Genomic DNA, 14,392 nt, shown 5'->3' with positions numbered 1-14,392 from the left:
TATAAGTAGGTGTTGGTTCAGAATCGGGTCAGGGACAGGCCGGCCCAGGTCGCGAGCAGGCCGCCCACCACGCTGATAATGGTATAGCCCAAGGCCAGCGGGACCTGCCCGCTTTCCATCAGGCGCACGGTATCGAGCGAGAAGGAGGAAAAGGTGGTCAGGCCGCCGAGAAAGCCGACGATCAGCCCGGCGCGCAGCTCGACCGGCACCAGCGGCTTGTGCAGGAACAGCCCGTACAACAGGCCGATCAGCAGGCAGCCGACCAGATTGACCGCCAGCGTACCGGCATAGAAGTGCCGTGGCCAGTGGGCCGCGACCCAGTTGGCGGTGGCGAAGCGCAACAGCGTGCCGGCGATGCCGCCGGCGCTGACTGCGGCAATCAGTGCAATCACGGTTTTCTCCGCTGGCGCTGGCTGGCGCGATCGAGTTCGGCCAGGTGCTTGAGCTTCTCGCCGATTTTCAGTTCCAGCCCGCGGGGCACTGGCTGATAGTACTGGCGCGGTTCGAGCTGCTCGGGAAAATAGTCCTCACCGGCGGCATAGGCGTCCGGCTCGTCATGAGCGTAGCGGTACTCCTCACCATAGCCCAGTTGCTTCATCAGCTTGGTTGGCGCGTTGCGCAGGTGCAGCGGCACCTCCAGCGAACCGTGCTCGGCTGCCTCGCGCATTGCCGCCTTGAAGCCCATGTACACGGCATTGCTCTTCGGCGCGCAGGCGATGTAGGTGATGGCCTGGGCCACCGCCAGCTCGCCTTCGGGGCTGCCCAGGCGCTCCTGCACGTCCCAGGCTGCCAGGCACAGGCTCAGGGCACGGGGATCGGCGTTGCCGATGTCCTCGCTGGCCATGCGCACCACACGCCGGGCGATGTACAACGGGTCGCAACCACCATCGAGCATACGTGCATACCAGTACAGCGCACCGTCAGGGTTGGAACCACGCACCGACTTATGCAGCGCCGATATCTGGTCATAGAACGCCTCGCCGCCCTTGTCGAAGCGGCGGCGGCTGTCACCGAGCAGGCTCTGCAGCAGCTCGACGTCGATCTCGCCGCCATCTTCAGCCAGGTCCGAGGCGTTCTCGAGGAAGTTGAGCATGCGCCGGCCATCGCCGTCGGCGGCGGCCATGAGCATCTTGAAGGCTTCGTCACCCACCCGCAGGTTGCGCTTGCCCAGGCCGCGCTCCTCGCTCAGGGCGCGATCGACCAGTTTGCGCAGCGCGGCCTCATCCAGGCTCTTGAGTACATAGACCCGCGCCCGCGACAGCAGCGCGTTGTTCAGTTCGAAGGACGGGTTTTCGGTAGTCGCGCCGATGAAGATCAGCGTGCCGTCCTCCACGTAGGGCAGGAAAGCGTCCTGTTGCGACTTGTTGAAACGATGCACTTCATCGACGAACAGGATGGTGCGCCGACCATACTGGCCGGCCTGCTGCTTGGCCACCTCGACGGCTTGGCGGATCTCCTTGACCCCAGCCAGCACCGCCGAGACCGTTTCGAAGTGGGCGTCGCAAAACTGCGCCAGCAGCCGCGCCAGGGTGGTCTTGCCCACCCCGGGCGGGCCCCAGAAGATCATCGAGTGCAGCGCACCCTGCTCCAGCGCCTCGCGCAGCGGCTTGCCGCGCGCCAGCAGGTGCTCCTGGCCGACATACTCGTCCAGGTTCGACGGGCGCAGGCGGGCGGCCAGGGGCTGGGCGACGGGTTCGCTTCGAAACAGGTCCATCACAGGCTCCGCTTACTCCTTGATGACGTCCGCGCCTTTGGGGATGTCGAACTTGAACTTGCTGTCCGGCACCGCCTGGTTGGCCTTGACGCCATTGAACAGGATGTTGGTGCGCTGGCCGACGCTGTCGATCAGCTGCATATCATTGATCAACCCCCGGCGGAACGACACGCGCAGCGAGTCGAACAGGGTGTCCTTGGTCTTGGGTTTCAAGGTGAAGTCCATGACCTCGCCCTGCTCCTTGGAGGTGATGTCGAAGCTCTGACTGATCTTCGAGACGTCACCGGACAGCAGCAGCGCCGGCGTCTGGTTCAGGCGCACATCGAGCTTCTTGACGGTGGCCTGCTCCAGGTCCGGGTCCCACAGGGTGACGTTCTTGCCGTCGGACACCACCACTTGCTCCTGGGGCGCGTCGGTATGCCAGTAGAACAGGCCCGGACGCTTGACGGTCATCTTGCCGCTGGTCTCCTGCAGACTGGTGCCACCAGCATCCAGGGTCAACTGGGAGAAATTGGCTTCGATGGTCTGCGACTTCTCCAGCAATTGCGTCAGGCGCTGGACGTCCTGTTCGCCGGCGTGGGCCGACAGGCTGGCCGTGGCCAGGGCAGAAACCAACAGCATGCGAATCGCGCGCATGGAAATCCTCATTGCACAGTGAAGGGGCCGGGCGCCGTCTATGGCGCCCGACAGGTTGTTCATCAATCGCGTGGGCCGCCCGGAGCAATCACTTCCCGCGAGCCGTTGCTGTTCATGGGGGTAACCACACCGGCCATCTCCATCGCCTCGATCATGCGCGCGGCGCGGTTGTAGCCGATCTTGAGCTTGCGCTGTACCGCCGAGATCGATGCCCGGCGGCTTTCCAGCACGAACTGCACCGCTTCGTCGTACAGGGCATCGCTTTCCGAGTCTTCGCCATCGCCGCCACCACCGCCGCCGTCGAAGCCGCTGCCGGCCTCTTCGACACCATTGAGGATGTCGTCGTTGTAGTCCGGCGCGCCACGCAGCTTCCACGCTTCGACGGTGCGGTGCACTTCGTCGTCGGAGACGAAGGCGCCATGCACGCGGATCGGCAGGCTGGTGCCCGGCGGCATGTAGAGCATGTCACCGTGGCCGAGCAACTGTTCGGCGCCGCCCTGGTCGATGATGGTCCGCGAGTCGATCTTGCTCGACACCTGGAACGCCATGCGGGTCGGGATGTTGGCCTTGATCAGGCCGGTGATTACGTCCACCGACGGGCGCTGGGTGGCGAGGATCAGATGGATGCCGGCGGCACGGGCCTTCTGGGCGATACGCGCGATCAGTTCCTCGACCTTCTTGCCGACGATCATCATCATGTCGGCGAATTCGTCGACCACCACCACGATGGTCGGCAGGGTCTTCAGCGTCGGCGGCTCGTCGTCCATGCTCTCGCGACGGTACAGCGGGTCGTGGATGACTTCGCCGGCTTCCTGGGCATCCTTGATCTTGCGGTTGAATCCCGCCAGGTTGCGCACGCCCATGGCCGCCATCAGCTTGTAGCGCCGCTCCATCTCGGCGACGCTCCAGCGCAGGGCGTTGGCGGCATCCTTCATGTCGGTGACCACCGGGCACAGCAGGTGCGGGATGCCTTCGTAGATCGACAGTTCGAGCATCTTCGGGTCGATCATGATCAGCCGCGCGTCTTCCGGGCCGGACTTGAACAGGATCGACAGGATCATCGCGTTCACACCCACCGACTTACCGGAGCCGGTGGTACCGGCCACCAGCAGGTGGGGCATCTTGGCCAGGTCGGTGATCACCGGCTTGCCGCCGATGTCATGGCCCAGGGCCAGGGTAACCGGCGACTTGTTCTCGTCGAATTGCGGCGACGACAACACCTCGGAGAAGCGCACCATCTGGCGGTTCTCGTTGGGGATCTCGATGCCCACGGTGGTCTTGCCGGGGATCACCTCGACCACGCGCACGCTGGTCACCGCCAGCGAACGCGCCAGGTCCTTGGCCAGGTTGGCGATGCGGCTGACCTTCACGCCGGCGGCCGGCTGGATTTCGTAACGGGTGATCACCGGCCCCGGATGGATCGAGTCCACCGCGACTTCCACGCCGAATTCCTTGAGCTTGATCTCCAGCAACTGACCGACACCGGCCAGGGACTCAGGCGAGTACTCGATCTTCTTCTGCTCGGCCGGGTCAAGGATGGAAATGGACGGCAAGGTACCTTCCACCGCGCTGTCGATGAACAGCGGCGCCTGTTTTTCCTTCATGACCCGCTTGCTCGGTTCCGGCGCCTTGTCCGCGGTCGGCGGGATGATCACCGGGGCGGCGGGCTGGGTGCGAGCTACCACGGTTTCGCGCGGCACGACCGATTCGCGGGCCACGGCCACTTCGCGCGGCACCACTGGGCGGGCCGGCGGCTCGTCGCGCGTCATCACAGGCTCGGCGCGCTCGCGCAGCTGCGCCTTGGCCGGCTCGCGCCTGTCGCCTTTGCCGCCCAGGTCAAAGACCGGGTCGTCGACTTCACGCAGCTGGGCTTCCAGGCGCTTGCGCTCGTTGCGTGCTTCCCACCAGCGGCTGGCTGCGCCTTGCACCAGTTCGAACAGGTCAAGGGTAATCTTGCCCGTCAGGTCCATCACTTTGAACCAGGACAGGTCGGTGAACACCGTCAGGCCGAACAGGAACAGGGCAATGAACATCAGCGTGCTGCCCTGCACGTTCAACAGGTTGCGCGCCAGATCGCCCAGGCTTTCGCCCAGTGCGCCGCCAGCGGAGAACGGGATGTTCGCCGAGGGATGGAAGTGGATATGCGCCAGCGCCGCGCCCGACAGCACCAGGAACACCAGGCCGATCAGACGCCAGGAGAACAGCCAGCCGCTCCACTGCCAGGGCTGATGCCGCTCGCGGAAGATCTGCCAGGTCTTGATTGCCAGCAGCAGCGGGAAGATGTAGGCGAAGTAGCCGAGCACCATGAACAGGATGTCGGCGAAATAGGCCCCGGCACGGCCAGCGGCGTTCTGTACCTGCTCGGCGTTGCTGGTATGGCTGAAGCCCGGGTCGGCGGTGTCGTAGGTGACCAGTGCCATCCACAGGTACAGGCACAGGGCGCCAACGGCAATCAGCGCACCTTCCTTCAGGCGGTAGTGCAGCTGCTGCCGCCACAGGGGCACTGGCAAGGGGGCTGGAGTTGCGGTGGATTTCTTCAAAACGCGTCTATTCCTGCGCGTGCTGCGCGTCCAGTAGTGATTGGCCGGTCACCGGCCAATGAACCACTACTTTTAACATTACTGCCCACCCGCCGCCATGGCGGCACGCTGTATGGCGCGTGAACGGGGCGACTTTCATATGGATGCAATTTGAGCATGCATTTTCTTTTGTGACAAAGGCTTATGCTGTGTTTTTGCACAGGTGTGACAGCAAATGTGCCAGATGGTGCCGATGGCGGTGCGAATGCGTGAATTATCGGCAGTCGATTTTGCCTGGGCAGCCCCGTCGCTGGGCATGCCCCGGGATGACGGTCGTTGACCTCATCCACTAGCCACGCCATGCTGGGCGCTCTCCCCTCCCCCGCCGCCCAAGAACACCATGCTCACCTGGCTGACCCGCGACTCACTGACCTTCCCGCCTCTGGAAAAGGCCCTGCACGACCCCAACGGCCTGCTTGCCGCCGGCGGCGACCTAACCCCGGATCGCCTGGTCGCAGCCTACCGCCACGGCTGCTTCCCCTGGTATCAGGACGGCCAGCCGATCCTCTGGTGGTCGCCCGACCCGCGTACCGTGCTGCTTCCGGACGAACTGCATGTCTCACGCTCGCTGGCCAAGCTGATCCGCCAAGGCCGCTACCAGGTGAGCTTCGACAGCGACTTCCCGGCGGTGATTGCCGCCTGCGCCGCGCCCCGGGATTACGCCGATGGCACCTGGATCACCGACACCATGCGCGCCGCCTACTGCGAGCTGCACCGCCGCGGCATCGCCCATTCGGTCGAAGTACGCCGGGAGGGTGAACTGGTCGGCGGCCTGTATGGCCTGGCCATGGGCCAGCTGTTCTTTGGCGAATCGATGTTCAGCCGCGCCGACAATGCCTCCAAGGTGGGATTCGTGACACTGGTCGAGCACCTGAAGCAGGCAGGCTTCGTGCTGATCGACTGCCAGATGCCGACCGACCATCTGCACAGCCTGGGTGCCCGCGCCATCAGCCGGGCCAGCTTCGCCGATTACCTGGCGCGCCATCTGGACCAGCCCAGTGCGGCCAGCTGGGTTGCCTAGGCGAGTTCCCGGAGCTGGCTTACACTTAGATACAACGTCTCACCTAAGGGGTTGATCATGACAGAGCTGGCGCGGTTGAAGTTCTATGCCACTCAACCCCACTCCTGCAGCTACCTGCCGGATGAGCAGGCGACCACACTGTTTCTCGACCCCAGCCAGCCGATGGATGTGCACGTCTACGCCGACCTGTCGGAAATGGGCTTTCGTCGCAGCGGTGACCACCTCTATCGCCCGCATTGCCAGCAGTGCAACGCCTGCGTGCCGGCGCGCATCCCCGCCGCGCGGTTCATTCCCAACCGCCAGCAGCGGCGCATCCTCAAGCGCAACGCCGACTTGACCGTCAGCGCCGCCCGCCCGGCGTACAAGGAAGAGTACTTCGACCTGTACCGGCGCTATATCGAACAGCGTCACGCCGACGGCGACATGTACCCGCCGAGCCGCGATCAGTTCTCCACCTTCCTGGTGCGCGACCTGCCGTTCTGCTGGTTCTACGAGTTCCGCCTGGAAGGCCGGCTGCTGGCCGTGGCGGTGTGCGACCTGCTGCCCAACGGCCTGTCGGCGGTCTACACCTTCTACGAGCCCGAAGAAGAGCGCCGCAGCCTTGGCCGCTACGCGATCCTCTGGCAGATCACCGAAGCCTTGCGCCAGAACCTCGAGGCCGTTTACCTCGGCTACTGGATCAAGAACTGCAAGAAGATGAACTACAAGACCCAGTACCGCCCCATCGAATTGCTGATCAACCAGCGCTGGGTCACCCTCAACTGAAAGGCATTGGCTTGAAACACAATTTTCGGGCATAATCCACGCCACTTTTTTGCCCGGTGCAGTTGCGCGTCGGGCCATCACTGGATACCGAGGGCTTTACTGCATGTCGAAAGAAGACAGCTTCGAAATGGAAGGCACTGTCGTCGACACCCTGCCCAACACCATGTTCCGCGTGGAGTTGGAAAACGGGCACGTCGTTACCGCGCACATCTCTGGCAAGATGCGCAAGAACTACATCCGTATTCTCACTGGCGACAAGGTCCGCGTCGAACTGACGCCGTACGACCTGAGCAAGGGCCGCATCACCTACCGTGCGCGCTAAGCTCAAGCCATGAAAAAGCCCGGCCATTGTGCCGGGCTTTTTTGTGCCTGGTGAAACGCATCGCGGCTAAAGCCGCTCCTACAGGCACCACGTATCCCTGTAGGAGCGGCTTTAGCCGCGATGGGCCGCAAAGCGGCCCCAGCCTTACGCAACCTCAGCCGTGGTCTCGTAATCGAACACCAGCTCATCATCGCGCAGGTCGATGTGCACCACACCGCCATGCTCGGCCAGCTCACCGAACAGGATCTCTTCGGCCAACGGCCGCTTGATCTTGTCCTGGATCAGCCGCGCCATTGGCCGCGCACCCATCTGCACGTCGTAGCCCGAGGCCGCCAGCCAGCCGCGCGCGGCGTCGGTGACCTCCAGCAGCACACGCTTGTCTTCCAGCTGCGCCTGCAGTTCGATAAGGAACTTGTCGACGATGCTCTTGATCGTCTCGTGGGACAGGCGGCCGAACTGGATGATGGTGTCCAGGCGGTTGCGGAACTCCGGCGTGAAGCTCTTGCGGATGACCTCCATGGCGTCGGAGGAGTGGTCCTGGTGGGTGAAGCCGATCGAGGCGCGCGCGGCGGTTTCGGCACCAGCGTTGGTGGTCATGATCAGGATCACGTTGCGAAAATCCGCCTTGCGCCCGTTGTTGTCGGTCAGGGTACCGTGGTCCATCACCTGCAGCAGCAGGTTGAAGACTTCCGGATGAGCCTTCTCGATTTCATCGAGCAGCAACACGCAGTGCGGCTGCTTGGTGATGGCCTCGGTCAGCAGGCCACCCTGGTCGAACCCAACGTAGCCGGGCGGCGCACCGATCAACCGCGACACGGTGTGCCGCTCCATGTACTCGGACATGTCGAAGCGCACCAACTCGACACCCAAGGCCTTGGCCAGCTGGCGAGCCGCCTCGGTCTTGCCCACGCCGGTGGGGCCGGCGAACAGGAACGAGCCCACCGGCTTGTCCGGCGCCTTGAGCCCGGCACGGGACAGCTTGATGGCGGTGGCCAGCGAGTCGATCGCCGCATCCTGGCCGAACACGGTCAGTTTCAGATCGCGTTCGAGGTTGCGCAGCAGCTCCTTGTCGGAGCTGGTGACGTGCTTCGGCGGGATCCGCGCGATCTTGGCGACGATGTCCTCGACCTGCGGCACGTCGATACGCTTGACGCGATTGGCTTCAGGCTGCAGGCGCTGGTAGGCGCCGGCCTCGTCGATCACGTCGATGGCCTTGTCCGGCATGTGCCGGTCATTGATGTAGCGCGACGCCAGTTCGGCGGCGGCGCGCAGGGCCTCGTCGCTGTACTCGATGTTGTGGTGGCTTTCAAAGCGCCCTTTCAGGCCACGCAGGATGCCCACGGTGTCTTCCACCGACGGCTCGGTGACATCGACCTTCTGGAAGCGACGCGCCAGCGCACGATCCTTCTCGAAGATGCCGCGGAACTCCTGGAACGTGGTTGAGCCGATGCAGCGGATCTCACCAGACGACAACAGCGGCTTGAGCAGGTTGGACGCATCCATCACGCCACCCGAAGCCGCACCGGCGCCGATGATGGTGTGAATCTCGTCGATGAACAGGATCGCCTGCGGGCGTTTGCGCAGCTCGCCGAGCAGCGCCTTGAAGCGCTTCTCGAAGTCGCCACGGTACTTGGTGCCGGCCAGCAGCGCGCCGAGGTCCAGGGAATAGACGACGCTCTGGGCCAGCAGGTCGGGCACCTGACCATCGACGATGCGCTTGGCCAGGCCTTCGGCGATGGCAGTCTTGCCCACGCCGGCCTCGCCGACCAGCAACGGGTTGTTCTTGCGCCGACGGGCAAGGATCTGCGCGACGCGCTCGACCTCCTGCTCACGACCAACCAGCGGATCGATACGACCGGCACGGGCCAGTTCGTTGAGGTTGCTGGCGTAAGCGTCCAGCGGGTTGCTGGAAGAGGAAGCCTCGCCGCCCTCCTCATCCTGCATGTCCTGGTCGCTGTCGGTGTTCGGCCCATGGCCCGGCACCTTGCTGATGCCATGGGCGATGTAGTTGACGACGTCGATACGCGCCACGCTCTGCTGCTTGAGCAGGAACACCGCCTGGCTTTCCTGTTCGCTGAAGATCGCCACCAGCACGTTGGCGCCGGTCACTTCGCGCTTGCCGGAGCTCTGCACGTGGAACACGGCACGCTGCAGCACGCGCTGGAAACCCAGCGTCGGTTGCGTCTCGCGGTCCTCGTCATGCACGGGGATCAGCGGGGTGGTGGAATCGATGAACTCCTGCAGGTCGTGCTTGAGCTTGTCGAGATTGGCGCCACAGGCGCGCAGAACGGTCGCGGCAGCCTCATTGTCAAGGAGTGCCAGCAGCAGGTGTTCGACGGTCATGAACTCATGACGTTTCGAACGGGCCTCCTTGAAGGCCAGATTGAGGGTGACTTCGAGCTCGCGGTTTAACATAGCTTCACCTCATACCCAAGTGGTCGGCGATTAACCGTCCTTCTCGATTTCACAGAGTAGCGGATGCTGGCTTTCCCTGGCGTATTGGTTGACCTGCATGGCCTTTGTCTCGGCGATGTCACGGGTAAACAATCCGCACACTGCCCGCCCTTCGGTATGGACGGTCAGCATGATCTTGGTCGCCAGCTCGCGGTTCAGATTGAAGAACGTCTCGAGCACTTCGACGACGAAATCCATTGGCGTGTAGTCATCGTTGAACAAAACCACCTTGTACATCGGTGGCGCCTGCAGGATCGGCTTGGCCTCCTGGACGGCAAGGCCCGCGCCATCGTCCTCATGCCCGTCCTCATGCGACTGCGGGCGATCCTGATTGAATGTTAGTCGAATCTCACTGAGTACATGCATGGAAAGAATTTCATCATGATCGACAGGTTAAGGTTGTGGGTTGACTGCGCAGGCCCCTCCCGGCGCGGGCGCCGGCTGACCTTGACTATCGGCAAAACGGTGTTACAACCAATAAGAACCCACCGTGGTCGATAAAGATCCGCGCAGTCAACCAGATTTTCTCGCAAGGTTCGTATGCGGATGAAGTGGATGATACTCCAGTGATGGAGTCCTTTGCAGAGGGACATAGGGATGGCAAGCGGTAAAGTCAAGTGGTTCAACAATGCCAAGGGCTACGGATTCATCAACGAGGACGGTAAGACCGATGATCTGTTCGCCCACTATTCAGCGATCCAGATGGACGGTTACAAGACGCTGAAAGCCGGCCAAACCGTGAACTTCGAGATCATCCAGGGCCCCAAAGGGCTGCATGCGACCGACATCAGAAGCGCCACCAGCAACGTCCAGGCCAGCGCCACGAACCCAGGCAGCACCGTCGAAGCCTGACCTCTGGCCTGTCTGCCGGCAAACGAAAAAACCGGTCGCCCCTTTAATTAAAGAGGCGACCGGTTTTTTTGCCACGCTTACATGTGCTTGATCAACGCCTCGCCAAAGCCCGAGCTGCCGACCAGGGTCGCGCCATCCATCAGGCGCTCGAAGTCGTAGGTCACGGTCTTGGCCGCAATGGCGCCATTGGTGCCCTTGATGATCAGGTCCGCCGCCTCGGTCCAGCCCATGTGCCGCAGCATCATCTCGGCCGACAGGATCACCGACCCTGGGTTGACCTGATCCTTGCCTGCGTACTTCGGCGCGGTACCGTGAGTGGCCTCGAACATGGCCACGGTGTCCGACAGGTTGGCCCCCGGCGCGATGCCGATACCGCCCACTTCCGCCGCCAGGGCGTCGGACAGGTAGTCACCATTGAGGTTGAGCGTGGCGATTACATCGTACTCGGCCGGGCGCAGCAGGATCTGCTGGAGCATGGCGTCGGCGATGGCATCCTTGACGATCACCTCGCGGCCGGTGCGCGGGTTCTTGAACTTCATCCACGGACCGCCATCGAGCAGTTCGGCGCCGAACTCGTCGCGGGCCACCTCATAGCCCCAGTCCTTGAAGGCACCTTCGGTGAACTTCATGATGTTGCCCTTGTGCACCAGGGTCAGCGACTTGCGGTCGTTATCCACGACATATTGCAGGGCCTTGCGCACCAGGCGCTTGGTGCCTTCCTTCGATACCGGCTTGACGCCGATGCCGCAGTCCTGGTCGAAGCGGATCTTGGTGACGCCCATCTCCTCCTTGAGAAACTTGATCACTTTGTTCGCCTCGGGCGAGCCGGCCTTCCACTCGATGCCGGCATAGATGTCCTCGGAGTTCTCGCGGAAGATCACCATGTCGACGTCGCCTGGCTTTTTCACCGGGCTCGGCACGCCCTGGAACCACACCACCGGACGCAGGCACACATACAGGTCGAGTTGCTGGCGCAACGCCACGTTCAACGAACGGATGCCGCCACCGACCGGCGTGGTCAGCGGCCCCTTGATCGACACCACATAGTCTTTCACCGCATCCAGGGTTTCCTGGGGCAGCCAGGTGTCCTGGTCATAGACCTGGGTGGCCTTCTCGCCAGCGTACACCTCCATCCAGGCGATCTTGCGCTTGCCGCCATAGGCCTTCTCCACAGCGGCATCCACCACCTTGATCATCACCGGCGAGACGTCCACGCCGATGCCGTCGCCTTCGATGTAGGGAATGATGGGGTTGTCGGGAACATTGAGCGAATGGTCTGCATTGACGGTGATCTTGGCACCATCGGTCGGAACCTTGATTTTCTGGTATCCCATGCTGCACTACTCCGCTTTTCCTGGGTGATTGGAAATCGTGCGATCCACTGAGCCTAAACCACATCCGCCGACCTGCAAGGCAGGAGCCCGCCAACACCGGCAAACAGCTGGCAAATGCCTGCGGCAACACGCCACATTGCCCCTACGTCTTTGGTCTTATAAATGCGCTGATACCACTTCGCCTTGCTGATTAGCCCAAAGGGTTTGATATACTCCGGCGCGACCATAGGGTCATCGGGGCGAACCCTAGGAAAATGCGGCTCGCCCTTGGTCATGAATGGCCACAAAGCCTGGGTCGTTACCGCGGCCCAGCACTTGACGCTCGACTGATGCATCCACCATCACCGCTCGCAGCCTCTCGACTTTCCGCTCATGGCGTCGCCAGGGCGAAGCGCCTACCCTGCGCACCTCGAGACTCGAGTACGCTCAGCACATAGAGAGTTAACCCGCATGCCCACCCGTTCCAAGATCATCTACACCTTCACCGACGAAGCCCCCGCCCTCGCCACCTACTCGCTGCTGCCGATCGTCGAGGCCTTCACTGCCTCCGCCGACATCGCCGTCGAAACCCGCGACATCTCCCTGGCCGGCCGTATCCTCGCCGCCTTCCCGGAGCAACTGGGCGCCGAGAAGCAGGTAGGCGATCACCTGGCGGAACTGGGCCAGCTGGCCACCACCCCTGAAGCCAACATCATCAAGCTGCCGAATATTTCCGCTTCGGTTCCACAGCTGAAGGCCGCGATCAAGGAGCTGCAAGCCAAGGGCTTCAACATCCCCGACTACGCCGACGAGCCGGCCAGCGCCGAAGAGAAAGAATCGCGCGCCCGCTACGACCGCATCAAGGGCAGCGCCGTGAACCCGGTCCTGCGCGAAGGCAACTCCGACCGCCGCGCGCCGCTGTCGGTCAAGAACTACGCCCGCAAGCACCCACACAAGATGGGCGCCTGGGCCGCCGACTCCAAGTCGCACGTTGCCCACATGACCCAGGGCGACTTCTACGGCAGCGAGAAGGCCGCGCTGATCGAGGCTGACGACAGCCTGCGCATCGAGCTGGTCGGCAAGGACGGCAGCACCACCGTGCTGAAAGAAAAGACCGCCGTCAAAGCCGCCGAAGTGATCGACTGCGCGACCATGAGCCGCAAGGCCCTCAAAGCCTTCATCGCCGAGCAGATCGCCGATGCCAAGGCCTCCGGCGTGCTGCTGTCGGTGCACCTGAAAGCCACCATGATGAAGGTTTCCGACCCGATCATGTTCGGCGTGATCGTCGAAGAGTTCTACAACGACGTGCTCGCCAAGCACGCCGCCGCGCTGGCCGAAGTGGGCTTCAACGCCAACAACGGCATCGGCGACCTGTACGCCCGCATCAAGGACCTGCCTGCTGAAAAGCAAGCCGAGATCGAAGCCGATATCCAGGCCCTGTACGCCGTTCGCCCGGCCCTGGCCATGGTCAACTCGGACAAGGGCATCACCAACCTGCACGTACCGAGCGACGTCATCGTCGACGCCTCGATGCCGGCGATGATCCGCGACTCGGGCAAGATGTGGAACACCGCAGGTGAGCTGCAGGACGCCAAGGCCGTGATCCCGGACCGCTGCTACGCCGGCATCTACCAGGCTACCATCGAAGACTGCAAGGCCAACGGCGCCTTCGACCCGACCACCATGGGCAGCGTGCCGAACGTTGGCCTGATGGCGCAGAAAGCCGAAGAGTACGGCTCCCACGACAAGACCTTCCAGATCAAGGCCGACGGCGTCGTGCGCGTGGTCGACGGCAAGGGCAAGGTCGTCCTGGAGCAGAACGTCGAAGCCGGTGACATCTTCCGCATGTGCCAGACCAAGGACGCGCCGATCCAGGACTGGGTCAAGCTGGCCGTCAACCGTGCCCGCCTGAGCAACACCCCGGCGGTGTTCTGGCTGGACCCGGCCCGCGCCCACGACGGCGTGATGATCGAGAAGGTGCAGCAGTACCTGAAGGACCACGACACCGCCGGCCTGGATATCCGCATCCTGGCCCCGGTCGACGCCATCAAGTTCTCCCTGGCCCGCATCCGCGAAGGCAAGGACACCATCTCGGTGACCGGCAACGTGCTGCGCGACTACCTGACCGACCTGTTCCCGATCATGGAGCTGGGCACCAGCGCCAAGATGCTGTCGATCGTGCCGCTGATGAACGGCGGTGGCCTGTTCGAGACCGGCGCCGGTGGTTCGGCACCGAAGCACGTGCAGCAGCTGGTTGAAGAGAACTTCCTGCGTTGGGACTCGCTGGGTGAATTCCTGGCCCTGGCCGCTTCCCTGGAGCACCTGGGCAACACCTACGACAACCCGCGCGCCAAGGTCCTGGCCAACACCCTGGACCAGGCCACCGGCAAGTTCCTCGACACCAACAAGTCGCCTTCGCGCAAGGTTGGCGGTATCGACAACCGTGGCAGCCACTTCTACCTGACCCTGTACTGGGCAGAAGCACTGGCCGCCCAGTCCGATGACGCCGCCCTGCAGGCGCGCTTCGCCCCGCTGGCCAAGACCCTGAGCGAGAACGAAGCGACCATCGTCGCCGAGCTCAACGCTGTCCAGGGCAAGCCGGCCGACATCGGTGGCTACTACGCCCCGGATGCCGAGCTGACCGCCAAGGTGATGCGCCCAAGCCAGACCCTGAACAGCGCCATTGCAGCACTGTAAGGTTCGCTTGAAGTAACAGCACAAACCCCGGCCACGCAC

The 14,392-nt window shown here is 63.1% G+C and carries 12 protein-coding genes; 5 read left to right on the top strand and 7 right to left on the bottom strand.

What is annotated here, in order from left to right; translation table 11 throughout:
• Nucleotides 1–17: 17 nt before the first annotated feature.
• The 4 genes from crcB to ACQ4OD_RS17310 form a co-directional block, all read right to left on the bottom strand.
• The gene (gene crcB, locus ACQ4OD_RS17325; RefSeq protein ID WP_102682642.1) at nucleotides 18–392 is read right to left on the bottom strand and encodes a fluoride efflux transporter CrcB; all 375 of its coding nucleotides are present in this window, start codon (nucleotides 390–392) and stop codon (nucleotides 18–20) included.
• Nucleotides 389–1,714, bottom strand: coding sequence for a replication-associated recombination protein A (locus ACQ4OD_RS17320; RefSeq protein WP_430944647.1), 1,326 nt, complete (start codon nucleotides 1,712–1,714; stop codon nucleotides 389–391). The genes crcB and ACQ4OD_RS17320 overlap by 4 nt, the downstream gene beginning before the upstream one ends.
• A gap of 12 nt (nucleotides 1,715–1,726) precedes the next feature.
• Complete coding sequence (gene lolA / locus ACQ4OD_RS17315) at nucleotides 1,727–2,350, bottom strand: outer membrane lipoprotein chaperone LolA (protein ID WP_102682644.1); 624 nt, start codon at nucleotides 2,348–2,350, stop codon at nucleotides 1,727–1,729.
• A gap of 62 nt (nucleotides 2,351–2,412) precedes the next feature.
• The gene (locus ACQ4OD_RS17310; protein ID WP_139671871.1) at nucleotides 2,413–4,890 is read right to left on the bottom strand and encodes a DNA translocase FtsK; all 2,478 of its coding nucleotides are present in this window, start codon (nucleotides 4,888–4,890) and stop codon (nucleotides 2,413–2,415) included.
• A gap of 379 nt (nucleotides 4,891–5,269) precedes the next feature.
• On the opposite strand from ACQ4OD_RS17310, the gene aat reads away from it, so the two are divergent.
• The 3 genes from aat to infA all read left to right on the top strand — a co-directional run bounded on the left by aat (nucleotide 5,270) and on the right by infA (nucleotide 7,037).
• Complete coding sequence (gene aat / locus ACQ4OD_RS17305; RefSeq protein ID WP_110698418.1) at nucleotides 5,270–5,950, top strand: leucyl/phenylalanyl-tRNA--protein transferase; 681 nt, start codon at nucleotides 5,270–5,272, stop codon at nucleotides 5,948–5,950.
• A 57-nt stretch (nucleotides 5,951–6,007) separates the two neighbouring features.
• A complete protein-coding gene (locus tag ACQ4OD_RS17300) occupies nucleotides 6,008–6,715 on the top strand; it encodes an arginyltransferase (RefSeq protein ID WP_102682647.1) in 708 nt (235 codons plus the stop codon).
• A gap of 103 nt (nucleotides 6,716–6,818) precedes the next feature.
• Nucleotides 6,819–7,037: a translation initiation factor IF-1 gene (gene infA, locus ACQ4OD_RS17295; RefSeq protein WP_002553999.1), complete on the top strand. Its 219-nt coding sequence runs from the start codon at nucleotides 6,819–6,821 to the stop codon at nucleotides 7,035–7,037.
• Between the two features lie 144 nt (nucleotides 7,038–7,181).
• On the opposite strand, the gene clpA is transcribed toward infA, so the two are convergent.
• On the bottom strand, nucleotides 7,182–9,452 hold the full coding sequence (gene clpA / locus ACQ4OD_RS17290) for an ATP-dependent Clp protease ATP-binding subunit ClpA (RefSeq protein WP_038705843.1): 2,271 nt from the start codon (nucleotides 9,450–9,452) through the stop codon (nucleotides 7,182–7,184).
• Nucleotides 9,453–9,482: 30 nt separating this feature from the next.
• Entirely contained in the window at nucleotides 9,483–9,857 is a 375-nt protein-coding gene (gene clpS, locus ACQ4OD_RS17285) for an ATP-dependent Clp protease adapter ClpS (RefSeq protein WP_023630410.1), read from the bottom strand.
• Between the two features lie 231 nt (nucleotides 9,858–10,088).
• On the opposite strand from clpS, the gene cspD reads away from it, so the two are divergent.
• Nucleotides 10,089–10,343 (top strand): cold shock domain-containing protein CspD, encoded by a 255-nt coding sequence (cspD, locus tag ACQ4OD_RS17280; RefSeq protein ID WP_102682648.1) that lies wholly within the window; start codon nucleotides 10,089–10,091, stop codon nucleotides 10,341–10,343.
• Between the two features lie 77 nt (nucleotides 10,344–10,420).
• On the opposite strand, the gene icd is transcribed toward cspD, so the two are convergent.
• Nucleotides 10,421–11,677 carry an NADP-dependent isocitrate dehydrogenase gene (gene icd, locus ACQ4OD_RS17275; protein ID WP_102682649.1) on the bottom strand — a complete coding sequence of 419 codons (1,257 nt, stop codon included), beginning with the start codon at nucleotides 11,675–11,677 and terminating at the stop codon, nucleotides 10,421–10,423.
• Between the two features lie 450 nt (nucleotides 11,678–12,127).
• Here icd and ACQ4OD_RS17270 point away from each other — a divergent pair, with 450 nt between their 5' ends.
• Entirely contained in the window at nucleotides 12,128–14,353 is a 2,226-nt protein-coding gene (locus ACQ4OD_RS17270; RefSeq protein WP_046856175.1) for an NADP-dependent isocitrate dehydrogenase, read from the top strand.
• The last annotated feature ends 39 nt before the right edge of the window (nucleotides 14,354–14,392 follow it).

Origin of the sequence: Pseudomonas sp. WC1 (assembly GCF_050586565.1) — a bacterium.
Lineage (GTDB): Bacteria > Pseudomonadota > Gammaproteobacteria > Pseudomonadales > Pseudomonadaceae > Aquipseudomonas.
This window is presented reverse-complemented; position numbering and strand designations above follow the sequence as displayed.